21 protein-coding genes and 1 pseudogene are annotated in these 23,985 nt (G+C 72.9%); 13 read left to right on the forward strand and 9 right to left on the reverse strand.

Annotation, left to right across the window (positions count from 1 at the left end; genetic code table 11):
* Positions 1-68 precede the first annotated feature (68 nt).
* Both A6F73_RS31525 and A6F73_RS31530 read left to right on the forward strand, forming a co-directional pair.
* Complete coding sequence (locus A6F73_RS31525; RefSeq protein WP_063351796.1) at positions 69-1,301, forward strand: cupin domain-containing protein; 1,233 nt, start codon at positions 69-71, stop codon at positions 1,299-1,301.
* A 189-nt stretch (positions 1,302-1,490) separates the two neighbouring features.
* Positions 1,491-3,215, forward strand: a complete 1,725-nt coding sequence (locus A6F73_RS31530; protein WP_079136422.1) for an ABC transporter ATP-binding protein — start codon at positions 1,491-1,493, stop codon at positions 3,213-3,215.
* Between the two features lie 54 nt (positions 3,216-3,269).
* On the opposite strand, the gene A6F73_RS31535 is transcribed toward A6F73_RS31530, so the two are convergent.
* Entirely contained in the window at positions 3,270-3,788 is a 519-nt protein-coding gene (locus A6F73_RS31535) for a GNAT family N-acetyltransferase (protein ID WP_063351798.1), read from the reverse strand.
* Between the two features lie 64 nt (positions 3,789-3,852).
* On the opposite strand from A6F73_RS31535, the gene A6F73_RS31540 reads away from it, so the two are divergent.
* The gene (locus A6F73_RS31540) at positions 3,853-4,473 is read left to right on the forward strand and encodes a helix-turn-helix domain-containing protein (RefSeq protein ID WP_063351799.1); all 621 of its coding nucleotides are present in this window, start codon (positions 3,853-3,855) and stop codon (positions 4,471-4,473) included.
* A gap of 272 nt (positions 4,474-4,745) precedes the next feature.
* Here A6F73_RS31540 and A6F73_RS31545 read toward each other — a convergent pair whose 3' ends face one another.
* Positions 4,746-6,308, reverse strand: a complete 1,563-nt coding sequence (locus tag A6F73_RS31545; RefSeq protein ID WP_063351800.1) for a PucR family transcriptional regulator — start codon at positions 6,306-6,308, stop codon at positions 4,746-4,748.
* A 267-nt stretch (positions 6,309-6,575) separates the two neighbouring features.
* Here A6F73_RS31545 and A6F73_RS31550 point away from each other — a divergent pair, with 267 nt between their 5' ends.
* The 5 genes and pseudogenes from A6F73_RS31550 (at position 6,576) to A6F73_RS31570 (ending at position 12,499) form a co-directional block, all read left to right on the forward strand.
* Entirely contained in the window at positions 6,576-8,060 is a 1,485-nt protein-coding gene (locus A6F73_RS31550; protein ID WP_063351801.1) for a sodium:solute symporter, read from the forward strand.
* 11 nt (positions 8,061-8,071) lie between these two features.
* On the forward strand, positions 8,072-8,896 hold the full coding sequence (locus A6F73_RS31555) for a class II aldolase/adducin family protein (RefSeq protein ID WP_079136423.1): 825 nt from the start codon (positions 8,072-8,074) through the stop codon (positions 8,894-8,896).
* Positions 8,897-9,005: 109 nt separating this feature from the next.
* A pseudogene (speB, locus tag A6F73_RS31560) lies at positions 9,006-9,983 on the forward strand (agmatinase); the annotation flags it as partial.
* Positions 9,984-10,114: 131 nt separating this feature from the next.
* Entirely contained in the window at positions 10,115-11,743 is a 1,629-nt protein-coding gene (locus A6F73_RS31565) for a thiamine pyrophosphate-binding protein (protein WP_063351802.1), read from the forward strand.
* A gap of 141 nt (positions 11,744-11,884) precedes the next feature.
* Entirely contained in the window at positions 11,885-12,499 is a 615-nt protein-coding gene (locus A6F73_RS31570) for a TetR/AcrR family transcriptional regulator (RefSeq protein WP_063351803.1), read from the forward strand.
* Positions 12,500-12,564: 65 nt separating this feature from the next.
* Here A6F73_RS31570 and A6F73_RS31575 read toward each other — a convergent pair whose 3' ends face one another.
* The 3 genes from A6F73_RS31575 to A6F73_RS31585 form a co-directional block, all read right to left on the reverse strand.
* Entirely contained in the window at positions 12,565-12,795 is a 231-nt protein-coding gene (locus A6F73_RS31575; RefSeq protein ID WP_063352680.1) for a ferredoxin, read from the reverse strand.
* On the reverse strand, positions 12,792-14,000 hold the full coding sequence (locus A6F73_RS31580) for a cytochrome P450 (protein WP_063351804.1): 1,209 nt from the start codon (positions 13,998-14,000) through the stop codon (positions 12,792-12,794). The genes A6F73_RS31575 and A6F73_RS31580 overlap by 4 nt, the downstream gene beginning before the upstream one ends.
* Before the next feature lie 680 nt (positions 14,001-14,680).
* Entirely contained in the window at positions 14,681-15,088 is a 408-nt protein-coding gene (locus tag A6F73_RS31585) for a helix-turn-helix domain-containing protein (RefSeq protein WP_063351805.1), read from the reverse strand.
* Between the two features lie 101 nt (positions 15,089-15,189).
* On the opposite strand from A6F73_RS31585, the gene A6F73_RS31590 reads away from it, so the two are divergent.
* Both A6F73_RS31590 and A6F73_RS31595 read left to right on the forward strand, forming a co-directional pair.
* A complete protein-coding gene (locus A6F73_RS31590) occupies positions 15,190-15,837 on the forward strand; it encodes an NAD(P)H-dependent oxidoreductase (protein ID WP_063351806.1) in 648 nt (215 codons plus the stop codon).
* 248 nt (positions 15,838-16,085) lie between these two features.
* Positions 16,086-16,634 (forward strand): YceI family protein, encoded by a 549-nt coding sequence (locus A6F73_RS31595; RefSeq protein ID WP_063351807.1) that lies wholly within the window; start codon positions 16,086-16,088, stop codon positions 16,632-16,634.
* A gap of 417 nt (positions 16,635-17,051) precedes the next feature.
* Here the strand turns inward: A6F73_RS31595 and A6F73_RS31600 are convergent, their stop codons facing one another.
* Together A6F73_RS31600 and A6F73_RS31605 are read right to left on the reverse strand one after the other, a co-directional pair.
* Positions 17,052-17,474 carry a RidA family protein gene (locus A6F73_RS31600; protein ID WP_063351808.1) on the reverse strand — a complete coding sequence of 141 codons (423 nt, stop codon included), beginning with the start codon at positions 17,472-17,474 and terminating at the stop codon, positions 17,052-17,054.
* Positions 17,475-17,542: 68 nt separating this feature from the next.
* Positions 17,543-18,217 (reverse strand): HD domain-containing protein, encoded by a 675-nt coding sequence (locus tag A6F73_RS31605; protein ID WP_063351809.1) that lies wholly within the window; start codon positions 18,215-18,217, stop codon positions 17,543-17,545.
* 71 nt (positions 18,218-18,288) lie between these two features.
* Here A6F73_RS31605 and A6F73_RS31610 point away from each other — a divergent pair, with 71 nt between their 5' ends.
* Both A6F73_RS31610 and A6F73_RS31615 read left to right on the forward strand, forming a co-directional pair.
* Positions 18,289-19,269, forward strand: a complete 981-nt coding sequence (locus A6F73_RS31610; protein ID WP_063351810.1) for a helix-turn-helix domain-containing protein — start codon at positions 18,289-18,291, stop codon at positions 19,267-19,269.
* Between the two features lie 211 nt (positions 19,270-19,480).
* A complete protein-coding gene (locus A6F73_RS31615; RefSeq protein ID WP_159398623.1) occupies positions 19,481-20,521 on the forward strand; it encodes a polyprenyl synthetase family protein in 1,041 nt (346 codons plus the stop codon).
* Here the strand turns inward: A6F73_RS31615 and A6F73_RS31620 are convergent.
* Complete coding sequence (locus A6F73_RS31620; protein WP_159398624.1) at positions 20,505-22,214, reverse strand: FAD-dependent oxidoreductase; 1,710 nt, start codon at positions 22,212-22,214, stop codon at positions 20,505-20,507. The genes A6F73_RS31615 and A6F73_RS31620 overlap by 17 nt on opposite strands.
* Positions 22,215-22,438: 224 nt before the next feature.
* Positions 22,439-22,912, reverse strand: a complete 474-nt coding sequence (locus A6F73_RS43560) for a hypothetical protein (RefSeq protein WP_244293771.1) — start codon at positions 22,910-22,912, stop codon at positions 22,439-22,441.
* A gap of 364 nt (positions 22,913-23,276) precedes the next feature.
* Between A6F73_RS43560 and A6F73_RS31630 the strand changes: the two genes are divergently transcribed.
* Positions 23,277-23,576, forward strand: coding sequence for a hypothetical protein (locus A6F73_RS31630; RefSeq protein ID WP_063351814.1), 300 nt, complete (start codon positions 23,277-23,279; stop codon positions 23,574-23,576).
* Positions 23,577-23,985 lie beyond the last annotated feature (409 nt).

Genomic DNA, 23,985 nt, shown 5'->3' on the forward strand with positions numbered 1-23,985 from the left:
GACGACATGGCTGCCGGTCACCGCGTCAGCAGGGCCGGCCGACCTCTGTTAGGAGACACGAGATCTCAATGACTTCTCTGACGGACCGGGTGGGGGCCGAGCCCGAGGAAGGGCCTTCCTCCGGCCTCTCCCGCCTTCTCCACCCGGTGTCCCTTCCGACGTTCCGCGACGAGTACTGGGAGCGGCGGCCGCTGCACATCCCCAGGAACGACCCCGAGCGCTTCGCAGATCTCCTGACGCTCGACGACGTGGACCGGGTGCTGGGCCAGTCCGGCCCGGACTTCGGGAACGTCCGGGTCATCCGCGAGGGCGAGGAAACCCCGGTGTCCGAGCTGGGTGCCCCCGGCCGCAACATGACCGCCAGCCGGCTGGAGGCGCTGTACGAGCGGTACCGGTCCGGCTCGACCGTCATCCTGAACGCCCTCGAACGCCGCTGGGAGCCGTTGGCGCGTTTCACCTCGATGCTGAGCGCCGAGGTCAACGCCAGGTTCCAGGTGAACGTGTACCTCACCCCCGGCGGGCAGGCCCGCGGATTCGACCCGCACTACGACAGCCACGACGTGATCGTGATGCAGGCGTACGGCAGCAAGCGCTGGCGGCTGTACGGGGCGCCATACGCGCTGCCGTTGGAGGGTCAGAGGTACGACCACTCCGGCGAGGTGCCGGAGGTCGAGGAGGAGTTCGACCTCCAGCCGGGCAGCCTCCTCTACCTGCCCCGTGGCACCATCCACGCCGCGACGTCCAACGACGCCGCGTCGATGCACCTCACCTTCGGTGTCCACCCGGTCCTGATACCCGCGCTGATCAGCGACGCGGTCCGGGAGGTCTTCGAGGGGGACGAGCGGTTCCGCAGGAGCATGCCCCTCGGATTCGCCAACGACAAGCACCTCCAGGAGCAGGCCGAGGACGTCTTCGCCGAACTGATCGATGCGCTCGCCGCCCGGCTCTCGCCCCAGGAGATGACGGCCAGGGCCGTGAAGCAGACGACCTCGCTCGCGCCGGTGACGCTCCGCGGTCACCTGGGCGACCTGGAGAGCCTGCCGCGGCTGGACCTCGACACCCGGGTGCGGCGTCGTCCGGGTCTGCGGTGGAGCGTGGCACTCGGCGAGGAGGTCATCGAGCTCGAGTTCCACAGCAAGACCATCCAGTTGCCGGTCCACGTGGCCGATGAGGTCAGGTTCGTGACGGAGAGCGACGGGCAGGGGTTCACCGCCGGCTCGATCCCCGGCGGCCTGGACCAGCCGGGCTGCCTCCTCCTCGTGCGCACGCTGGTCCGCGAAGGATTCCTCACCCTGTCCTGACGGACGGACGGCCGACCGGGTGCCGGGCAGGGCCGGCGCCGCACGGCCCTGCCCGGCGACTCACACGGATCCGCCCGGTGCCCCGGCCCGCGGGCCGGGGCACCGGGCGGACGCGCCCGACGGAGAGAAGGGAGGAGCCCCTTGGCCGGAGAACGGAAGAACAGGCGGCACGCACCACTGGTCAGGGCCATGGGCCTGTTCGTGCCGCACCGGCTCCGGCTCGGCGCCGTGCTGCTGCTGGTGGCCGCCGGATCGCTGGCCGCAATCGCACCGCCGTTCATGCTGCGGCAGATCTTCGACGTCGCGTTGCCCCAGGGCCGGCTCGGACTGCTGACCGGGCTGGCCGCCGGGATGTTCGCCCTGGTGGTGGCCAGCACGTCCGCCGGAGTGCTCCAGGCCTACCTGTTGGTCACGCTGGGGCAGCGGGTGATGGACGACCTGCGCACCGCGGTCTACACGCATCTGCAGCGGATGTCCCTGTCCTTCTTCACGGCGACCCGCACGGGCGAGGTGCAGTCCCGGATCGCCAATGACATCGGTGCCATGCAGTCGACGGTGACCGGCGCGGCCGCCACGATCGTCGCCAGTGCCACCACGGTGGTGGCCACGTTGCTGGCGATGCTCTCCCTGAACTGGCAGTTGACGGCCGTGTCCCTCGGGGTGCTCCCGTTCTTCGTCGGGATCAGCCGCAGGGTCGGCGCGGAGCGGCGCGGGATCGTCGAGCAGCAACAGAGCCTGATCGCCGTGATGTTCAGCCTGATCGAGGAGTCGCTGTCGGTCAGCGGCTTCCTGCTGGGCCGTACGATGGGGCGCACCGACACGCTCGTCAAGGAGTTCGCGGGGCGGTCGCGGGACCTCGCGGATCTGACCGTCCGGTCCTCGATGGCCGGGCGATGGCGCCAGTCCATCATCTCGATCATCGTGGCCGCGATGCCGATAGCGTTCTACTGGACGGCCGGAATCGTCGGTGGGCACGGTGGCCCGACCATATCCGTGGGTACCGTCGTCGCGTTCACCGCTCTCCAACAGGGCCTCTTCGGGCCGGTCATGACCCTGTTGCAGACCGGCATCGGCATCCAGAGCTCCATGGTCCTGTTCGACCGGGTCTTCGAGTACCTGGACCTCGAGGTCGACGTCGCGGAGCCCAGGGATCCCGTTCCGCTCGCCGGGCGCCACGGACACGTCCGCTTCGAGCAGGTGAGCTTCTCCTACCCGGCTTCGGGGCCCGTCCTCCAGGGCGTGGACTTCGACCTGCCGGCCGGTGAGAAGCTGGCGGTCATCGGCGCCACCGGCGCGGGCAAGACCACCCTCGGCCATCTGGTTCCGCGCCTCTACGACGTCACGGGCGGTCGGATCACCATCGACGGCGTCGACATCCGTGACCTCAGCTTCGCCACCCTTGCCGAGACGGTCGGCATCGTCTTGCAGGACACCCATCTCTTCCACACGACCGTGGCCGACAACCTGCGGTTCGCCAAGCCCGGAGCGACGGCGCGTGAGCTGGCGGCCGCCGCCGAAGCCGCTCAGATCCATGAACTGATCGAAAGCCTGCCGAAGGGGTACGACACCATCGTGGGCGAGCGCGGGTACCGGTTCTCCGGCGGCGAGAAACAGCGCCTGGCGATCGCCCGGACCATGCTGAGGAATCCGCCGGTCCTCGTCCTGGACGAGGCCACCAGCGCGCTGGACACGATCACCGAGAAGGCGGTCCAGCGAGCGCTTGACGCGCTCTCCGTGGGCCGTACCACGATCACGATCGCCCACCGGTTGTCCACCGTCCGGCATGCCGACCGGATCATCGTTCTGGATGGCGGCCGGGTCGTCGAGTCGGGCACGCACGCGGACCTTCTCGCCCGCGCCGGACGGTACGCGGAGCTCTGCCGGGCGAGTGGCTCCCTCGGCCCGAAACCCTGAAGCCCTGAAGAGCGGAAGATGGAAGGGTGCCAGTCGCCTATGCCAGACGCCCGCTCAGAGCCGCAGGTCCATCCGCTGCTCGACCGTGTCCAGGCCGAACTTGTGGGCAAAACGGGAGACGGTGAGCTCGAAACCGGCCTTCGCGTACAGGTGGTGGGCTGCGTCGAGGCCCGCGATGGTCCAGAGCAGCACGCCCTCGTACGCGCGGGCGCGGGCCTCGTCCAGGGCGGTGTCCAGCAGTCGGCCGCCCAGGCCCCGGCCCCGGGCGACCGGGTCGAGGAGCACCCACCGCAGCTGGCCCCAGCCCGGGCGCTCGTCCGCCCGGACGAGGCCGGCGGCGCCGACCACGCGGCCGTCGAGCTCGGCGACCCACAGACGACCGGGCGCCGCACCGCCCTCGCGGGCCCGGGCGAGGACCAACTCGGCCATCCCGGCGGCGACATAGGCCTCCATGGTCTCGTCCGTGCCGTACTCGCGGGTGTAGAGGACACCGTGCAGGGCGGCGACGGTGCCGAGGTCCCCGGGGCGGACGGCCTCGCGGACGGTCGCGGATCCGGGTGCGGTGGCGGCCATGGTGGCATCCCTTCCAGGAGGACACTTCCACTGAAACAGTCGTTTCAGTGGAACGATAGACCACGTGTCCACCCCCACCCCCGCCGATGCGCGCTCCCGCCCGTCGCGGCGCCGCGAGGAGATCCTCGCCGCGACCGTCCGCTACGTCGCCGAGCACAACGTGTCCGACCTCTCGCTGCGCCCGCTGGCGGCCGAGATCGGCTCCAGCCCGCGGGTGCTGCTGTACCTGTTCGGGTCGAAGGAGCAGTTGGTCCGGGAGGTTCTGGCGGTCGGTCGGGCCGAGCAACTCGCGCTGCTGGAGCGCTGCGAGGCCGAGGGCGGCGACGCCCGCGAGACCCTCGAACTGCTCTGGGAGTGGCTGACGAAGCCCGAACACCGGGGCGCGCTACACCTGTTCTTCGAGGGGTACGTCCGCGCCTTCGGCGGCTCCGGGCCCTGGCTGGACTTCGGCACCGCCTCGCTGGACGAGTGGCTGCCGCCCCTGGAGCGCGTCCTGGACGGCACCGGCACGAATCCCACCGTGGTGCTGGCCGTCCTCCGCGGCCTGCTGCTGGACCTCCTCGCCGACGGCGGGGGCGGCGGCGGGAGCGGGAGCGGGAGCGAGCACGGCAACGACGGTGGCGGGAACCACGCCGCCCGCGTCCACGCCGCCTGGCACGCCTTCCTCGACACCGCCCTCGGCTGACGCCCGGCAGGAGGCCTACGCCAACGTGACGCTTCGTGTTCGTGTGCCGGCGTTCGCGCCCTGGCGGTGCGCTGCCCATGTGCAGGCGGGGATCTGACCACGGGCCAGCAGGTCGGGCCGGAGCTGGTGTTCCCGATGCCGGTCTGCACGGTGGCCGTGGCGCCGGATGGCCGGCTGGTGGTGGGCTTTGGCTGGGAGGTCGCGGTGTTGGCCCGCCGTTGACCGGGCCCCGCACGCACGTCTCGCCGCCGGACGGCGCCGGCGGCCCGTGGTCAGTTCGCGCCGGGCGGGAGCCAGCGCAGGGCGAACCAGAGTTCCATCCGGACCTCCGCGTCGCCGAGGTCGACGGCGAGCAACTCGCCGACCCGGGCGATGCGTTGGCGCACGGTGTTGCGGTGGAGCTGGAGCGCCGCCGCGGTGCGGTCCCAGTTGCCGTGCAGGGCGAGCCAGGTGCGCAGGGTCTCCCGGAGCACGGCCGGCCCGGGGGTGCCCGCGGCGGCCAGCGGGGCGAAGGTGCTGCGGGCGAGGGCGGCGGCGTCCTCGGGGGCGACCAGGGAGTGGACGCTCGGCCCGACGGCCTCGCGGTGGTGGACGGCGGCGGCACCGGTGGCCAGCGCGTGACGCAGGGCCCGGTCGGCCTGGGCGTCGGCGATCCTCAGCTCTGCCGTGGGGGCGGGCGCGCTGACGCCGAGCGTCCAGCCGAGCCGGGCGGCGGATTCGGTGTCCACGACCCGGTCCGGAGCCGCCGAGCCGGGCAGCAGCGCCCGCAGCCAGGTCCCGTCCAGGTGCAGGTGCGGTGTGCCGAGGGCGGTGCCGAGGGCGGCGAGTTGGACGGCCTCCCCGCCGCCGCCCGCCCGGCCGGTCAGCCGACCGTGCACGACCACCCAGGCCCCGTCGGGCGGCAGCAGGGCGGCGGCCGCCTCCTCCGGTGCGGCGCCGAGCAGGAGCCGCACCAGGGCTCCCGCGCTGCGGGCGTCCGTGCCGAGCGCGTGCCGCGGGCTGGTGAGCAGCGAGAGCAGCACCACGGCCACCCCGGCCACGGACCGGTGGACGGCGGTCGGCGGTTCCTCGGCGGCGGTGACGAGCGTGAGCGGGCCGCCGGAACCGTCCGAGCCGGGCAGGGTCCGCACGGTCAGGTGCCGCCCGGCGTGGTGCTGGGCGGCGGCGGTCGGAGGCTGGGCGCGGCCTGCGGCGCGCGCGGTGGTCCGTTCCGCGAGGGCGCGCAGTTCGGCCAGGACCGGCACGGGCGGGCGCGCTCCGGCGCTGAACAGTTCGACGCCGCGCCCGTCCAGCAGTGCCGTCCAACCGCCCAGGTGCACGGCGAGTTGCTGGACGACCGCGCGCAGCGCGTCGGGGCGGGCGGCCGCGGAGGCGAGTGCGGACTGGGCTTCGGAGATCTGCCGCAGGCCGCGGTGGACGGCCTCGGCCATCGCCGAGTAGGCGGCCCGGCCGACGGCGACGAACGGGGTGCCGTCGGGCACCCGCAGCAGGGGCAGGCCGTGCCGGTCGCAGGCGGCGACCAGGTCGGCCGGCACCTCGTCGTAGACCGGTGCGACGCCGAAGCCGAGTGCGGCGGCGCCCGCTTCGACGACGCACCGCACGTAGGCGTCGATGCCCTCGGCGTCCTGCGGAAGGCGGACTCCGGCGGTGAGCAGCAGTTCGCCGCCGAGCAGGTAGGGGCCGGGGTTCTCGACCTCGGTGGTGCCGACGGTGCCGATCAGCCGGTCGTCGGCCGGTCCGGCGATCCGGCGCAGTCCGAGCACGGGGTCGGCGAGCAGGACGGTCAGCGGGACGGCGGGGCTGCCGGAGGCGGGAGCGGGGGCTGGGTCGGGCACGCCGGCGGCCTTTCGTCGGAGGTTTTGCACATCTGACCCCACGATATTGGATGAATCCGATACTTCTGCAGGCCAGGTGGGGCGGTTTAGGTTCAGCGCACGGCGTTTTCCTTCGGGCACCCCCGGCTCGCCCCCCCGTTCCCCGCCTTTCCTGTGCGCCCTGCCAGTCCCGCCCGCCGCCCCGTCCGCTGCCCCGCCTGCTCCCCCACCCACAGCCCTGGCCCGGCCCGCTCCCCCAGCGCGTCCGGCCGGATCGGAGGACCCCCCATGACCCTCGATTACGTCGTGATGATCGGCTATCTGTTGGGCATCGTCGGCGTCGGCTGGTGGGGCAAGCGGCGCGCCTCCTCGAAGGCGGACTTCCTCGTCGCGGGCCGCCGCCTGGGCCCGGCGCTGTACACGGGGACGATGGCCGCCGTCGTGCTCGGCGGCGCGTCCACCATCGGCGGCGTGCGGCTCGGCTACTCCTACGGCCTGTCGGGCGCCTGGATGGTGTTCGCCATCGGACTCGGCCTGCTGGCGCTGAGCATCCTCTTCTCCGCCCGGATCGCCCGACTGCGGGTGTACACCGTGGCCGAGATGCTGTCGCTGCGCTACGGCGGGGCGGCGAGCGTGATCTCCGGCGTGGTCATGTGGGTCTACACCCTGATGCTGGCGGTGACTTCGACGATCGCCTACGCCAGCGTCTTCGACGTGCTGTTCGACGTGCCCCGCTGGGCGGCCGTGGTGATCGGCGGCACCATCGTGGTCGGCTACTCGGCGCTCGGGGGCATGTGGTCGATCACCCTCACCGACATGGTGCAGTTCGTGGTGAAGAGCATCGGGGTGCTGTTCCTGCTGCTGCCCGTCGCCGTCGTGAAGGCCGGCGGCATCGCCCGACTGAAGGCCGAACTGCCGTCCGGCTACTTCTCGTTCGGCTCGATCGGCGGCGACACCATCTTCACCTACGTGCTGATCTACACCTTCGGCATGCTGATCGGCCAGGACATCTGGCAGCGGGTGTTCACCGCCCGCACCGACCGGGTGGCCACGTACGGCGGCACGGTGGCCGGCGCCTACTGCCTGGCGTACGCCGTCGCCGGCGCGGTGATCGGGATGGCCACCAAGGCGCTCTACCCCCAACTGGCCAGCCCCGACAGCGCGTTCGCGACCATCGTGAAGGACACGCTGCCGGCCGGGGTGCGCGGCCTGGTCCTGGCGGCGGCGCTGTCCGCGATGATGTCGACCGCGAGCGGCGCGCTGATCGCCTCCGCCACCGTGGCCAACAACGACATCTGGGCCCGGGTACGCACGCTCGTCGGCCGGGGAGGGCCCGGCACCGCGGCCACGGACCATGACGAGGTGCGGTCCAACCGGCTGGCGATCGTGGCCCTCGGCGTCTTGTCGATCAGCGTCGCCTGCGTCCTGGACGACGTGATCTCGGCACTCACCGTCGCGTACAACCTGTTGGTCGGCGGTCTGCTGGTGCCGATCCTGGGCGGGCTGGTCTGGCGGCGCGGCAACCTGCCGGGCGCGCTCGCCGCGATGGTCGCGGGCGGCGGCACCGTGATCGCGCTGATGGCCGCCAAGGGTGTCCTCGCCAACGAGCCGATCTACTTCGGCCTCGCCGTGAGCCTGGTCGCCTACCTGACCGTCAGCCTGGCCACCCGCCCGACCGATGCCACCGTGCTGGAGCACTGGCGCGGCCGGCTCGCCGGGCAGGCCGAGACTCCGGCCGCTCCCGCCGCCACCGCCCCGGCCGCCGCACTCTGAGAGGAAGCCTCATGGGCCTGCCCGCCGCACCGACCGCCCCGACTGTCACGTCCGGACCGCCCACTGCGTCCGTACCGACCACCCCGCCCGCACCGGACGAGGCCCGGCTGCGCCGCGAACTCGCCGCCGTGTACCGGCTGGTCGCCCACTTCCGGATGACCGACCTGATCTTCACCCACATCTCGGTCCGCGTCCCCGGCCCCGAGCAGCACTTCCTGATCAACCCGTACGGCCTGCTGTTCGAGGAGATCACCGCCTCCGACCTGGTCAAGATCGACCTGGCCGGGAACCCGGTGGAGCCGACCCCCCATCCGGTCAACCCGGCGGGCTTCGTGATCCACAGCGCCGTCCACGCGGCCCGCCAGGACGCCCACTGCGTGCTGCACACGCACACCCGGGCGGGCTGCGCGGTCGCCGCCCAGCGGGACGGGCTGCTGCCCCTCAACCAGATCTCGATGGAGTTCCACGACCGGGTCGGCTACCACGACTACGAGGGCGTCGCGCTCAACCTGGCCGAGCAGGAGCGACTGGTCGCCGACCTCGGCGGGCACCCGGCGCTGATCCTGCGCAACCACGGCCTGCTGACCGTCGGCCGCACACCGGGCGAGGCCTTCCTGCGGATGTACTACCTGGACAAGGCCTGCGAGATCCAGATCGCCGCCCAGGCCGGCGGCGGCCCGCTCGTCCTGCCGTCCCGCGAGACCGCCGAGCTCACCGCTCGCCAGCTGACCGGCCAGGAGCACGGCTCCGACCTCCAGGACGACCGGGCCGGCGAGCTGGCCTGGGCGGCTCTCCTGCGCCTCGCCGACCGGATCGCCCCCGACCACGCGAACTGACCCCGTCGACCCGGCGCAACGCCCGCCCGCCGACACCCCGACGCCCGACGCCGGCTCCCCGACGACACCCCGACGCCGCCCCGCCCCGCCCCGCCCGACAGGAGCAGCCATGAGCACCGCCCCCGACCCCCACGCCCCCCACAGCCCCCTCGGCCCCACCGACTCCTCCCGCGTACCGCGCTACGCCGGGCCCGCCACCTTCGCCCGCCTGCCCCGGATCGACCAGGTCCCGCGCGCGGACGTCGCGGTCGTCGGCGTGCCCTTCGACACCGGCGTCTCCTACCGGCCCGGCGCCCGCTTCGGCGGCAACGCGATCCGCGAGGCCAGCCGGCTGCTGCGCCCCTACAACCCGGCCCAGGGCGCCTCGCCGTTCGCGCTCGCCCAGGTCGCCGACGCCGGGGACATCGCCGCCAACCCGTTCGACATCCACGAGGCGGTCGACACCGTCGAGGCGGCCGCCGGCGAACTGCTGGACACCGGCGCCCGGCTGATGACCCTCGGCGGCGACCACACCATCGCACTCCCGCTGCTACGCGCCGTGGCCCGCCGGCACGGGCCGGTCGCGCTGCTGCACTTCGACGCCCACCTGGACACCTGGGACACCTACTTCGGCGCCGAGTACACCCACGGCACACCGTTCCGCCGGGCCGTCGAGGAGGGAATCCTGGACACCTCCGCACTCTCCCACGTCGGCACCCGCGGGCCGCTTTACGGCAAGCAGGACCTCACCGACGACGAGAAGCTCGGCTTCGGCATCGTCACCTCCGCCGACGTCCTGCGGCGCGGCGTGGACGAGGTCGCCCAGCAGCTGCGCGAGCGGGTCGGCGACCGCCCCCTGTACATCTCCATCGACATCGACGTGCTCGACCCGGCGCACGCCCCCGGCACCGGCACCCCCGAGGCCGGCGGACTCACCTCGCGCGAACTGCTGGAGATCCTGCGCGGCCTGAGCGGCTGCCACCTGGTCTCCGCCGACGTGGTCGAGGTCGCGCCCGCGTACGACCACGCAGAGATCACCGCGGTGGCCGCCTCGCACACCGCCTACGAGCTGACGACGTTGATGGCCCGCCAGATCGCGAGCGAACGGACGGAGCCAGGCCCGCGAGCCGGCGCGGGCGACCGCACCGACGGACAACCGGACGGACAACCGGACGGCCGCGCCGGTGCCCGTACCGACGCCCGCACGGAGTCCCACGACGCCACCGGCGAGGTGCGCGCATGACACACCTCCGCAACGGCGGCGACCTGGTGGTCGAGTCGCTCGCCACGCTCGGCGCCCGCTGCGTCTTCGGCCTGCCCGGCCAGCACGCCCTCGGCCTGTTCGACGCGCTGCGCCGCTCCGACCTGCGGTACGTGGGGTTGCGGGTGGAGAACAACGCCGGCTTCGCCGCCGACGGCTACGCCCGCACCGCCGGGACGGTCGCCCCGCTGTTCCTGTCCACCGGGCCCGGCGCGCTCACCTCGCTGGCCGCGCTCCAGGAGGCCGCCGCCGCCTCGGTGCCGGTGCTCGCCGTCTCCAGCCAGATCCCCTCGGCCGGACTGGGTGGGCGGCGGCGCGGCTATCTGCACGAACTCGTCGACCAGCAGGCCAGCTTCCGCGACGTGGTGAAGTCCGTGCACACCGCCCGCACCCCCGCGCAGATCCCCTCCGCGCTGGCCGCCGCCTGGGAGTCGGCGCTGAGCGCGCCGTACGGGCCGGTGTGGGTGGAGATCCCGCAGGACATCCTGCTCGCGCCGGTGACCGTACCGCCGGTCACCGGGCTGCGCGCCGAACCCCGGCCGCCGATCCCCCGCCCGGAGCTGATCGCCGAGGCCGCGGTGCTGCTGGCCGAGGCCGAACGCCCGGTGATCCTGGCCGGAGGCGGTGTGGTCCGGGCCGGAGCCAGTGACGAACTGCTGCGGCTGGCCGAGCTGTTGCGGGCCCCGGTGGCCTGCACCTTCGGCGCCAAGGGGGCCTTCCCCTGGGAGCACCCGCTGTCGCTGCGGTCCTGGCTGGAGGACCGCCACACCACCGACCTGCTGGAGGACGCCGACGTCCTGCTCGTCGTCGGCTCCGGCCTGGGCGAACTGTCCAGCAACTACCACACCATGGCGCCGCGCGGCCGGATCATCCAGATCGAGGCCGACGCGGGCAAGCTGGAGGCCAACCACCCGGCCTTCGGCATCCACGCCGACGCCCGCCTCGCCCTGGCCGCCCTCTCCGACTCGGTACCGGCCGCCGTACCGGACGGACGGGCCGAGGCGGTGGCCGCCGAACTGCTCAAGCGCGTCCAGGAGCGGATCGACGGCCAGGGGCTGGAACTCGAACAGGACTTGCTGGCATCCGTTCGCCACGCGCTACCGGACGACTCGCCGGTCTTCTTCGACATGACGATCCTCGGCTACTGGGCCTGGTCCGCCTTCGACGCCCGCCGCCCCGGGGCGATGCACTCCGCCCAGGGCGCCGGCGGCCTCGGCTACGGCTACCCCGCCGCACTGGGCGCCGCCGTGGCCGCGGACGGCCGCCCGGTCCTCGCCGTCTCCGGCGACGGCGGCGCGATGTACTCGCTCGCCGAACTCGCCACCGCCCGCCAACTCGGCCTCAACGTCACCTGGTTGATCATCGACGACGGCGGTTACGGCATCCTGCGCGAGTACATGACGGGCGCCTTCGGCGAGGCCACCGCCACCGAACTGGCCCGCCCGGACTTCGTCCGTCTGGCCGAGTCCTTCGGCGTCCCGGCCGCCTTGACCACACCCGACGACCTCGCACGGGACCTGGCCGCCGCACTCGCGGCCCCGGGCCCCAACGTGCTGGTCCTGCCCACCCTGCTGCGGATGTTCGCGCCCACCCACCTGGACGGCTGAACCACGGAGGGAGCGCGACGGCCGGACCCCCGCCCCCGCCCTGCGGTCCCCGCCGCCCGGCGCGCTCCCCCATCTGCCCCGCACCACCACGCCCCCGGACCGTCCGACGCCGTTCCACCGGCCCTTGGATAGGCTGCCGCAATGGCCCTCGACTCCCCCCGGCTGCTGCGCGCCGACGCCGCCCGCAACGCGGAAAAGATCATCCGGGCTGCCCGGGAGGTCTTCACCGAACAAGGCCCCGACGCCCTCCTCGACGACGTGGCACGCCGGGCCGGCGTCGGGGCCGCCACGCTCTTCCGCCGTTTCCCCGACAAGGCCGCGCTGCTGCGGGCCGTACTGGACGAGCGCTTCGGCGAGAACGTCCGCCCCGTCATCCAGGCTGCCGCCCACGACCCCGACCCCGCCTCCGGACTGGCCCGCGTGCTGGAAGCGGCACTGGAATCGGTGGCCGGCGACTACAACGTGCTGGCCGCCGCCCGCTCCGCCGGCGTCCTGACCCCGGCGACCGGGCAGGAGTTCTTCGCCGCCCTCGACGCTCTCCTGGCGCGCGGTCAGCACGCAGGTGTGATCCGCGCCGACCTCGTACCCGACGACCTGCACCGCGTCGTCGTCATGCTGGTCTCGGTGCTGTGGACGATGGAACCCCACGAGGACGGCTGGCGCCGGTACCTGGCCCTGGTCCTCGACGGCCTCACCCCCGCCGGGGCGCGCCCGCTGCCCTGCCCCGCCCCCGCACTGCACACCCGCACACCCTGACGCCGAGGCGGGTGCCGGCCGCCCTTGCGGGGGCGGCCGGCACCACCGGCCGCTAGCGCACCGGATCAGCTCACCGGGTGCACCCGGATCGCCGAGGCCGGGCACATGGCGGCCGCCTGGCGGGCCAGTTCCGCCGCCCGTGCGCCGGGCTCGGCGGCGAGCACGACGACCTGCCCGGCCTCGTCCTGGTCGAACACCAGCGGCGCGGTCACCGCGCACTGCCCCGACGACACGCACCGCGAGGTGTCCGCCTCCACCCGCGCGACCGGCCGCTCGCGCGGCTGCTCCCCGCTCACCACAGGACCGGGACCTCGCTGAGGCCGCCCGCCAGCCGCTCGTCGTGGTCGCGCAGGCTCCGCGCGTCCACCGCCAGCCGCAGGTCGGGGAAGCGCCGGAACAGCGCGGTCAGCGCGACCTGCATCTCGGTGCGTGCCAGCACGTTGCCGATGCAGTAGTGGCCGCCGTGCCCGAAGGCCAGGTGCGCGTTGGGGGAACGCGACGGGTCGAAGGTGTCCGGCTCCTCGAACACCCGCCCGTCCCGGTTCGCGGCGTTGATCGCCACCAGCACCGCCTCGCCCCGCGCGATCGTGGTCCCCGCGACGGTGACGTCCTCGCGGGCGTAGCGGGTCAGGCCCAGGCCACCGGGCGAGGCCATCCGCAGGACCTCCTCCACGGTGGCGCGGGCCAGCGTCTCCGGGTCGGCGGCGAAGCGGTCCCGCCGGCCGGTGTCGCTCAGCAGGAACAGGACTCCCAGGTCGATCCGGGCCGACGTCGTCTCGTGGCCGGCGAACAGCAGCCCCACCGCCAGCCGGGTCATCTCCCCCTCGGTGAACGAGGGGTCCTCCGCCTGCACGGCCAGGATGTCGCTGATCACGTCCTGCCCCGGCTGCTTCCGCTTCTCCTCGGCGATGCCGGCCACGTACGCCTCGAACTCGGCCATGGCCGCGGCGCCGTCGGCCCCGCCGTACAGCGCGGCGATCCGCTCCGACCAGCCGCGCAGCAGGCCCCGGTCCGCGACCGGCACACCCAGCAGCTCGCAGATCACCATCACCGGCAACGGGAACGACAGGTGGTCGTGCAGGTTGACGGCGCGTTCCGGATCCCGCGCGCGCTCCTCCTCCATCGCGTCCAGGCAGGATGCGGCGAGTTCCCCGATCCTCTCGCCCAGCCGGCGCATCCGCGGAGCGCTGAACGCGGGCGCCAGCATCCGCCGCATCCGCGTGTGCTCGCGGTCCTCTTCCTCTGGCGAGGGGGCGGGGCGCGTGTGCAGCGCCGACTCCGAGATCCTCGGCGCGCCCTCGGAATCGGGGCGCAGCCGGGAGAACCGGGCGTCGCTCAGAACCTCCCGGGCCTCCTCGTAGCGGGTCACCAGCCAGGCCGGGTCGCCGGCGGGTGTCGTCACCCGCGTGATCGGGCCTTCCTCGCGCAGGCGCGCGAACAGCGGCGCCAGGTCCAGGGCGTCGGGGCGCTCGAAGGGTAACTGCGGTGCGGGGGCGGTCATGGTGGTCTCCTCACCGGCCAAAGGCCACAAGAGCAGCGAACGCTTGGCAGAACCGCCCTCTCCTGCACGTCCAGGCCAGGGCGGACGAGCGGCGTCCCCGGCCAACAAGTGAGAGTCAGCTCTCTCTTCTCTCGGGAGCGTAACACCGTCGGCACGCACAGTCAGCCACTGGGCGAGATCGGCCCGTTCGGTGACGGAGCGGGCCCGGCTCTCGGGAGAGTCGAACGGAAATCGGCGGCGGCGGGGGCCTTGATTCCGGTTCGGCGACGCACCTGACGCAGCGGCCTGGGCGCGCAGACCGGCGCCCGCTACACCCGCATCCCGCTCACCGGCCGCATCCTCGCCGACGGCGACACGAGCGTCCGCTTCCGGATCACCGCCGCACACGACCCGGGCGCCACGCTCCAGCACCTGACCGTGCAGCATCCTCTACGCCGCCCCGCAGCCCGGCCGGGCGTGACCGCAGGCACCACCCCGCACACGCACCCACCACACCCGCGCCGCGAAACGCGGGTCGGACACCACCCCGGCCCAGGCGGGCTCAGCCTCGCAACCTCGCACAAGCCGGACGGAAAGCGCCGGTGGCGCCACCCGGCGTGCACGCCGCCGCGGGACTCGCAGTCCTTGGTGCGGCACGCGGCGGAGCCGCTCCGCCGCCGGCCCCGCGACCGGCCCGGCGGTCACCCCGCCGACGCACCGCCGGCCGCGCCGGCCACGTCGAGCGGGAGCCGCTCCGGCCCACCGGAGCAGGGTGCACCGCCGTTCAGGTGCGTGGCCGCCCACCGCCCCAGCTCGGCCAACGCGGGCTCCAACGCGTTGCCCGCTTCGGTCAGCCGATAGGAGACCCGCAGCGGAGGGCCGGCGTCCACCTCTCGCAGGATCAGGCCGGCCTCGCCGAGTTCGGTGAGCCGCTCCGAGAGCATGCGCTCGCTGATGCCCGGGATGGCCCGCCGAAGATCGGCGAAGTACACGGGCCCCGGGATCAGGGTGACGACGATCAGGCCCGTCCACCGCTTGCCGAAGAGCTGGAAGACGCGCGCAATGCCCTCGTCGGCCTTCCTGCATGCCTGCTCGCCGTGATTCGCCATGCCACCAGGGTAGCCCTCGACCTACGTAGCTTTAGAAAAGTAAGTAGCTATGTTATTACTAGCTACGTAAGAAACCTCAGCCCCTAGCTCTGGAGCCCTCCATGGCCACCCTGCTGCACCTCGACTCCTCCGCCCTGCCCCACGGCTCCGCCTCCCGCGAGGTCACGGCCACCTTCCGCAAGGCATGGGAGGAGCAGCACCCCGAGGGCACGGTCGTCTACCGCGACCTCGCGGCCGAGCCGCTGCCGCACCTCACCGCTGCCGGCATCACGGCCGCCTTCGCCGACCCGGCCGACCACACGGACGAGCAGAAGGCCGCTTTCGCCCTGCGCACCGAGCTGGCCGCGGAGCTGGAGAACGCGGACGCGGTGCTCATCGGCGCCCCCATGTACAACTTCACGATCCCCTCCAGCCTCAAGGCGTGGCTGGACCACGTGATCATCATGGGCCGCACCGGCGGTGAGAACTCCTCCGTCGCGGGCAAGCCCGTCACCGTCGTCGCCAGCCGCGGCGGCTCCTACGCGCCGGGCACCCCCCGCGAGGACTTCGAGTTCGCGGCCAACTACCTGGAGAAGGCGCTGACCGGCCTGCTCGGCCTCAAGGTCGACGTCATCACGCCCGAACTGACCCTGGCCCGCACCGTCCCCGCGATGGCCAACCTGGTCGACCTGTCGGACGCCTCCCGCGCCCAGGCCCACGAGCAGGCCGCTGCCAAGGCCAAGGCCCTCGCCGCCGGCCTCTCCGCCTGACCAGCACCTGCGGGCCGTACACCGGCACGGTGCGGACCGAACCCGGCCCGCACCACCGCCACTGATGCCGTCGCGGGGCCGCCCCGCGACGCCCCCGCGACGACGGACTCCTCCGGATTCAGGCCCCGCCACACCACCACCGGGCGGAAGCAGGCACGCGACTCACCAGCCCGCGACGCCACACCCCACCCAAGCACCACTGCCTGCCCCAAACGCCACTGCCTGCCCCACCGCGAAAGACGGTCGCCATGACCCGCCGCACCACCGACCCCGCCCAGCCCTCCACCAGGCTGTCCGACCTCAGCACCGGCCCCTGGGTCCTGGACCCGGCCACGTCATCAGTGGAGATCAAGCACAAGTCGATGTGGGGACTGGCCACGATCAGGGCCGCCTTCACCAAGCTCAGCGGCGAAGGCGAGATCAGCCCCGACGGCTCCGCGCACGGCACACTGACCGTCGAGGCCGCGTCGATCCTCAGCAAGCAGGCCAAACTCGACACCCACCTGCGCTCCGCGGACTTCTTCGACGTCGACAGGTATCCGACGTTCACCTTCACCGCCACCCGCGTCGTCGCCGACAGCGCCGGAACCGCCAAGGTCACCGGCAGCCTCACCGTGCTCGGCACCACCCGCCCGCTCACCTTCACCGCCCGCGCCACCGCCGCCGGCCCGCACGAGGTGGCCCTCAGCGGCGAGATCACCATCGACCGCAACGACTTCGGCATGAACTGGAACAGAGCCGCAATGATCAAGGGCCTCACCACCGTCACCCTCACCACCCGCTTCACCCACCGCTGACCCACCGCTGACCCACCGGTCCCCGCCCCCGACCCGGCCCCGTACCGGGGCGGGCCCTGGAAGCGGAGCTGACGAGGTTGATCCGCAGGTTCCGCGGCACCTCACCGGCCGCGTTGCGTGGACGTACTCGACTTCGTCCTGTGGCTGCGGACGTGCCACAACCCGGCGCGGGACCGGCGCCGACCGGATGCGCCCGTGCCGGGATCGCTGAACGCGCCACCGGCAAGCCGTACCTGAGGTCGGGCTACGCCCCGGCCACCGTCAACCACGCGGTGTCGGTGCTGGCGGCGTTCTACGACCACCATCTGCAGACCGGGCAGGGTCCCGTCGTCTCCCCGGTGCCGCCGCAGTCCCGTGAGAACCTCACGTCCGTCGCGACGGGCTCCTGGGCCAGGGCGCCGGCCCAGGAGCGGCGGTCTACCGGGATGCGGCGGGATACGCGGCGGTCGCGCGGATTTCGACGAGGAGTCCCGGGCTGGCGAGGCCGCTGACCCCGATGATCGTCCAGGTCGGGTAGGGCGCCTTGACGAGGCGCTGCTTGGCCTCGATGAAGCCGGGCAAGTGCCGGCGGATGTCGACGTGGTAGCTGGTGACGTCGACGAGGGCGGACGGGTCGAGGTTCTCCAGTCGAAGGATCTCTTCGATCTTCCGGATGGCGATCTCGGTCTGCTCTTCGATGGTGTCCGGGATGGTTCCGTCGGCGCGGCGACCGATCGTTCCGGCGATGAACAGGAGGCCGTGCGCGCGGACCGCGGCGGAATAACCGAAGCTCGCGAAGGCGCTGGTGGTTTGCCCGAAGACTGCGTTGTCCTCGGGGATCGCGACGGTGTGGACGGTCATTGCGGTGCTTCCTTTTCTTTGGTGACGCGGTCGTGTTCTTCGGTGACGCGGTCGTCGAGTCCGTGGAGTCAGTTGCCCCAGCGGGACGAACGGCAGGCGTGCTCCAGCCGGGTCCGGCCGAAGGTCTCGCGTTCACGGAGGAATTCGCCGGGGATCGTGTACCGGGGTGCGTTCTTCGGGTCTTTCGCGGCCTGCGCGACGATCGCGTCGGTGAGTGAGCGGATCATGTCCAGCCGTGGATAGGCGGCGTGCACGGCGTCGGCCTGCTCGTCGGTGACGGCGTCGATGTGGGCGGCGCCGATCGGGCCACCGAAGTCGAGTGCGACGCCCTCGCGGACGAGCACGCACAGCGTGCCGCGGCGTTCTGCGATACCCGGGGAGGTGTGGAGGGCGATGGCCTGCCAGACCTGGTCGGCATCGATTGCGGGTACTCCGCGGTCGGTGAGGAATGTGGCGGCCCGGTCGGCGCCTTCGACCTCGAACCGTTGGTTGTGCGGGCCGTCCGACGCCACGCCGAGGTCGTGCATCGCGCACGCGGCGAACAACAGGTCGTCCTGGTAGTCGTGGCCGACGACCAGGCCGAGGCGGCCGGCAACCAGCCGGGCGAACAGGTAGCTGCGGATGCTGTGGTTGAAGACGGACGGCGTTTCCACCGGTCGGATGAGGTTCATGACGGCGTCGGCAAGCGGTGTGCCTGGCAGCGTGATCAGGTCGGCGGCCGCCTCGTGGGTAGGTCCGGTCATGTCTTCAGCCTGGCCGTGACCGCCCTGACCTGGTGAGAGGCAAAATTTCCTTACTTCGCTAGAATCCTGCCATGGCAGTGCATCGAGTCGCGGTCCTGGCGCTGGACGGGGTCACCCCCCTCGACCTGGCGATCCCGACGCAGATCTTCACCACCCGGCCGGAAACCCCCTACGAGATGACCCTGTGCGCGCTTCAGCCGAAGGTGGCCACCAGCGCGGGTTTCGCCCTGCTCGCCGACGAGGGCCTGGAGCGGGTGAGCACCGCCGACACCGTGATCGTGCCGGGATTCGACCTGATCCTCCCGTTGCCGGACGCCGTGCTCGAGACACTGGCCGGAGCCCGCGACCGAGGCAAGCGCGTGGTGTCGATCTGCACGGGCGCCTTCGCGCTGGCCGCGGCGGGCGTCCTGGACGGGCTGCACGCCACGACCCACTGGAAGCACATCGACGAGTTCGAGCGGAGCTTCCCGGCCGTCTCGGTCGACCGCGACGTGCTCTACGTCGACGAGGGCGACGTGCTCACCTCGGCCGGGGTGTGCTGCGGCATCGACCTGTGCCTGCATATCGTGCGCCGCGACCTGGGCGCGGAGATGGCCAACCAGATCGCCCGCGGTCTGGTCGCCGCCCCGCACCGAGACGGTGGGCAGGCCCAGTACGTGCCGGCTCCCGTCGCGGTGGCCGGCGAGGCGTCGCTGTCCGGTACCCGTGGATGGGCCCTGCAGCGGCTCGGCGAGCCGCTCTCGCTGCGCGTGCTCGCCCGGCACGCGGGCCTCTCGCAGCGCACCTTCATGCGCCGGTTCACCGAGGAGACGGGCACGACCCCGTTGCAGTGGATGCTCAACGCCCGGCTGGGCAGGGCGAGGGAGCTGCTGGAATCCACGGACCGCTCGGTGGAGCAGGTGGCGCGGGACTGCGGGCTGGGCACGGCGGCCAACCTGCGGCTGCACTTCCGGCGCGCACTGGACACCACCCCCACCGCCTACCGCCGCACCTTCACACGCTCGACGTCGCGCAGTCCGGCCTGTTCACCAGCGGTCACGCCCTCGGACTGAGAACGGCCACCACGACACTGAGAGTCCTTGCCGGGGCGGGATGCCGTCCGGCCACCGGGTGGCCGGACGGCTGTCCCGGACTCCGGGCGATCCGGGACGGGCCCGCCGGACCGCCCGGGGGCATGGTCGCGTACGCTCGCCCGGGCGCCGCGAAGGTGTGGGGCGGCGGCCGGTCGCCGGGCGCGGCCGGCCCGGGAGGCAGGGGTGGGTGTTGTCGGATCGTGCGCGGGCCGAATCGGTCCTCAAGGCCGCGGCTGCCACCTGTGACGCACACCTGCGGCACTGGGTCGGGCAGTTGGACGGCGCGGTCGGCCAGGTGACGGCCTACCAGTTCGGATGGACCCGCGACGGATCCCCGGACCGGCGGCACGGCGGCAAGAACGTTCGAGCGGCCCTGGCACTGGGCTGCGCCCGGGCGGTGGGAGGAGACCCGCAGCGGGCGGTGCCCGCCGCCGTGGCGGTGGAGATGGTGCACAACCTGTCGTTGCTGTACGACGACGTCCTGGACGGCGATGCGCTCCGTCGCCACCGGGCCTCCGCCTGGGAGGTGTTCGGGCCGGGCGCGGCGACCCGGTCGGCCGACGCGCTGCTGATGCTGGCGTTCGAGGTGCTCGCAGGCCCCGACGGCGAAGCCGAAGCCGTCGCCGGCGAGGCGTCGGCGGCCCTGCTGGACACGCTCATCCAGCTCGCGGTGGGTGAGAGCCTGGACGTGCTGTTCGAGGCCGCGCCCCGCATCGAGCTGTCCGAGTGCCTGGAGATGGTGTCGGGCAAGACGGCGTCGCTGATCTCCTGCGCCTGCCGGCTGGGCGCCCTCCACGGCGGCGGCGGGCCGGCGCAGGTCGAGACCCTGGCCGCGTTCGGACACGACCTGGGCATGGCGTTCCAGCTGGTGGACGACCTGCTGGGGATCTGGGGCGACGAAGCGGTCACGGGCAAACCGGTCTTCGCGGACCTGCGGGCGCGCAAGCTCTCGGTGCCGGTGGTCGCCGCGATGGCCTCGAACACCGCGGCGGGCGACGAACTGGCCCGCCGCTACGCGCTGCCGGCCGGCCCCGGCCGGGCCGGGGAGGCGGAGCTGGCCCGGCTGGTGGAGGAGGCCGGCGGCCGGCGCTGGACGGTGGAGCGCGCCGCCGAGCACGCGGACGGGGCCCGGCGCCGTCTGCGGAGCCTCGCCGACGGCCCCGGTGCGGTGCCCGGTGCCGTCGCCGACCTCGACGCGCTCTGCGAACTGATCGTCAACCGGTCGTACTGAACCGGTCGCCCCCGGCGCGGGAGGACCAGGGCGCCGGGGTGTCGAGGATGTGCGCACGGCCCTGCCGGTAGAGCGCGGCGTCCACCTCCTTCAGGCGGCGCAGTTCCTGCGGCTCGTACAGGGCGTGGACCACGGCCGGCTCGGCGCCGTGCCCGGCGGCCTCCAGCAGCGCGTTCGCCGCCGCCCGGCCGCTCTGGTTCGCGCCCTCCATGGTGGCCAGGTTCACCGGGCAGCGGACGAAGTCCCCGGCCATGAACAGGTTCACCGCGGCCGTCCGCGCCTGTGGGCGCAGCGCCCAGGAGCCGGTGGTGTTGATCAGCAGGGCCTCGTCGTTGGTCGCGGGACCGGGGCCGTCGAGGTTCTTGACGGCCGGGTCCAGGTGCCAGGAGTGGAGCAGGCCGTCGTGGAGGGTCCGGCGGCGGCCGTCGTCGAGGGCGTCGGCGAGCTGGGCCCAGACCTCGGCGACGACCTCGGCCCGGGTGCAGTCGCGGGCCGGCTTGCCGTAGAGGATGCCGGGGGTGTCCCAGGAGGAGATGTCGACCGACAGGCAGTCGGCCACCGTCCCGTCGCCGTAGGTGGCGCGGAAGTCGGTGTCCCAGAACTGCGCCTGGCTGATGGAGGTCAGAGCCCACGGGGAGTCCTGGTAGATGACGTGGCCGCGGGTGATCGGGGTGGGCTCGGTGAGGTAGAACTGCAGGCCGACCATCCAGTCGGTGCGCAGGTCCGCCGTCTTCTTCAGCTCCGGGTCCGCCTCGGCCAGGCCGCGCTCCAGCAGCGCCCCGATCCGGTCGACCGGGAGCGCGCACACGTACCAGTCGGCGACCGTCTCCCGCCGCCGGCCGCCCGGGCCGCGCAGGACGGCGCCGACGACGGCGCGGCCCCGCACCGTCAGGCGCTCCACCCGCCAACCGAGTTCGAGCCGCACCCCCAGCCGCTCCAGGTGCCGCACCCAGGGGTCGATCCAGGCGGTGCTGGTCGGGGCGTTCAGGACCCGGTCGGCGGCCTGGGCCTCGCCCCGGCCGAGGAAGCCGTAGCCGAAGGCCTCCAGGAACCCCCCGACGGTGTGCGCGCTGCACACCTCCGCCCTGGCCGCCACGACCGTACGGGTCGCCCCGACGACGCACACCTTCCGGTACTCCTCGGAGGCGCCGTCGGCGGCGGTGAAGTCCCACCACGACATCTGCTCCCACTGCCCCAGCCGCCGCTGCGCGCTGCTGGTCATGTAGACCAGCAACCGGTTGGCGAAGTACAGCAGTTCCTCGTTCAGCTCCCCCTCGGCGCCCAGCTTCATGCCCCGGGCCTTCAGGATCTGCAGCGGCGTCCTCGGACCGGCGGCCAGGGACACGTCGACGACCGTCTCCCCGATCCTCCCCGACCGGGCGGACAGCATCTGCGGTGCCTCCCGCAGGTTGCCCTCCACGCCCGAGGGCGAGCCCGGGAGGGGGATCCGCCGCATCGTGTCCGGCAGGCTCCGGTAGAAGCCGGGGAAGAACCGGAACCCGTGCTCGCTGGGCAGGTCGAGCCGCCCGCCGGTCCCCGTCCCGGGAACCGAGGCACTCCGGGCCTTCCCGCCCCACCCGGAGGGCTCCACCACGGTCACCTCGAAGCCGCGCTCCGCCAGCTCCATGGCCGCCGTCAGCCCGGCCACCCCGCCGCCCAACACCGTGACCGTCCGGCCCGAACTCCCCGACACCGCACGCCCCTTCCCGGCCCACGGCCGCTCACCCGTCCCACCCGATCCGTACGGGAACGATAGAGCAGGTCGTGGCCGTCACCCCGGCGGGGCCCTCCCCGCGACCCCCGGCACCCCGCGGCCGCGTCTTCAGGCGCCGACCGAGCACGGGGTGTGTCCGGCACGGCAGAAGGACGCCCAGCCTCGCCTCTTCTTGCCGTTCACACGAACAGCGGGTCGGCCGGCTACGGCCACGGGTAGCCCACTTGCTCTGGCCGGTAGCCTCCGCAGAGCTCGGCGGTGGCACGGGGATCGCCTGCGGTCAGCTGCGCTTCAAGGTGCTCGGCCTGGTCCGACGGGTCGTCCGCGGAGATCGGGAGGGTCATCAGGAACTGGGCCCAAGGCAGATCCGTCTCGTCCCGGCCAGGGGGATGCCTCAGGACGACGTCGATCCGATCGGGTTCCCCGCGGAAGGCCCAGACCGCCTCCACCTCGCACTCCCACCTGGCGAGCCAGTCCTCGCGTCCCCTCAGCCCCGCCTCCAGCAGCGTCGCGACCACTGCCGCCGGCCACTCCCAGCCGCGGTCCTCCTCGGCTCGCAGGACCTCGGCCTCGTACTGATCCGCGGCGAACCGAAACTCCGGCAGGTCGAAGCCCCGCTCGACCGGGTCGCGCCAGCCCGCCCAGACGACATGCTCCTCGTCGCGCGTGACCGTCACGTACAGAGCACTGCAGCACCGCTCAAAGCCGCATCCGGATCGAGCGAGCCGAACCTCGTGGGGAGTTCCGGTGGCATGCAACGGCCCGCCCCGGCCCAGGAGATACCGGGGGCCTGATCCCACGAACGGGGGGCCGCCCGATTCCCTGCTACGGAGGGACAGGTCGGCCAGGAGATCCCGGCCACTGACGAACGGGCGGACCTCCACGCCGCCCTCGCCGGGCGGTGGGCAGACGATGCTCAGACGGAGAAGATCCGGTTCCGTGGCCACCGGCAAAGGATCGCGGAGCCGGCCGCAGCTGTCATGTGAATTTGCGTGGCCTCCGCTCCTGGCAGCCGCCGGTCCCCGCCTGTAGCGTCGCCGCATGACCGACGAGACCACGGCCAGGGCAGGCAGAGAGTTCTACACGTTCGACGGCCGGATCCTGGAGGTCTTCGGCAGCTGTCCGAAGCGATTCCACATCCGGAACATGGACCTGCGGGTCACGGGCCCCGACCGGAAGGGGAGGTGGACCGTCGAGATCGTCGCCGGTCCGCCCGAAGCCCCGGCGACGCAGCACACATGGCACCACTCGGCCGAGGAATGGCAGCGGGCGCAGGGCCTGGAAGCCCTGCTGGAAGCGGTACGGGCGGGTATCGCGGCGGCCCGGGAGCACGGAGCCTGAGGGTTTTCCGCAACCGTGGTCGAGGACGGCCGCCGCAGCACTGTCAGGGGAACGGAGGCCGTCGCCCGCAGGGACGCCGGATGCGCCGTCACCGAGTGGGGCCCCCTTGCGGGCCGCCCTGCCATGCCCACTACTCATCAGGGGTGACGGTGATCCCGTATTCGTAGCGGTCCGGTCGGCCGGCTTCCTCCCACCGGGTCCAGGCGGCGACGACCTCGTCCCCGATGCGGCGCGGTCCGCCCTGAAGAAGCAGCGGCGCCTCGCGCACCTCCGTGCCACGCGGTAGACGGCGTGCAGGAGCGCCCATGGGGCACGCACGGCGACTCCCGCGCCAACGGGTCTTGGGTTCCAGCTGTCTCTGCAACACCTTTGGGGCACGGCTCGACCGGCGGTGACCTGGCCTTCGAGG

The sequence above is a fragment of the Streptomyces sp. MJM8645 genome (assembly GCF_001625365.1).
GTDB lineage: Bacteria > Actinomycetota > Actinomycetes > Streptomycetales > Streptomycetaceae > Kitasatospora.

What these genes read in the sequence shown, in the direction of transcription:
- A6F73_RS31605 (WP_063351809.1), bottom strand. Translation starts at nt 18,217, where the DNA reads ATGACCGGACCTACCCACGAGGCGGCCGCCGACCTGATCACGCTGCCA.
- A6F73_RS31530 (WP_079136422.1), top strand. Translation starts at nt 1,491, where the DNA reads ATGGGCCTGTTCGTGCCGCACCGGCTCCGGCTCGGCGCCGTGCTGCTG.
- A6F73_RS31525 (WP_063351796.1), top strand. Translation starts at nt 69, where the DNA reads ATGACTTCTCTGACGGACCGGGTGGGGGCCGAGCCCGAGGAAGGGCCT.
- A6F73_RS31600 (WP_063351808.1), bottom strand. Translation starts at nt 17,474, where the DNA reads ATGACCGTCCACACCGTCGCGATCCCCGAGGACAACGCAGTCTTCGGG.
- A6F73_RS31580 (WP_063351804.1), bottom strand. Translation starts at nt 14,000, where the DNA reads ATGACCGCCCCCGCACCGCAGTTACCCTTCGAGCGCCCCGACGCCCTG.
- A6F73_RS31550 (WP_063351801.1), top strand. Translation starts at nt 6,576, where the DNA reads ATGACCCTCGATTACGTCGTGATGATCGGCTATCTGTTGGGCATCGTC.
- A6F73_RS31570 (WP_063351803.1), top strand. Translation starts at nt 11,885, where the DNA reads ATGGCCCTCGACTCCCCCCGGCTGCTGCGCGCCGACGCCGCCCGCAAC.
- A6F73_RS31610 (WP_063351810.1), top strand. Translation starts at nt 18,289, where the DNA reads ATGGCAGTGCATCGAGTCGCGGTCCTGGCGCTGGACGGGGTCACCCCC.
- A6F73_RS31535 (WP_063351798.1), bottom strand. Translation starts at nt 3,788, where the DNA reads ATGGCCGCCACCGCACCCGGATCCGCGACCGTCCGCGAGGCCGTCCGC.
- A6F73_RS31590 (WP_063351806.1), top strand. Translation starts at nt 15,190, where the DNA reads ATGGCCACCCTGCTGCACCTCGACTCCTCCGCCCTGCCCCACGGCTCC.
- A6F73_RS31555 (WP_079136423.1), top strand. Translation starts at nt 8,072, where the DNA reads ATGGGCCTGCCCGCCGCACCGACCGCCCCGACTGTCACGTCCGGACCG.
- A6F73_RS31585 (WP_063351805.1), bottom strand. Translation starts at nt 15,088, where the DNA reads ATGGCGAATCACGGCGAGCAGGCATGCAGGAAGGCCGACGAGGGCATT.
- A6F73_RS31565 (WP_063351802.1), top strand. Translation starts at nt 10,115, where the DNA reads ATGACACACCTCCGCAACGGCGGCGACCTGGTGGTCGAGTCGCTCGCC.
- A6F73_RS31595 (WP_063351807.1), top strand. Translation starts at nt 16,086, where the DNA reads ATGACCCGCCGCACCACCGACCCCGCCCAGCCCTCCACCAGGCTGTCC.
- A6F73_RS31630 (WP_063351814.1), top strand. Translation starts at nt 23,277, where the DNA reads ATGACCGACGAGACCACGGCCAGGGCAGGCAGAGAGTTCTACACGTTC.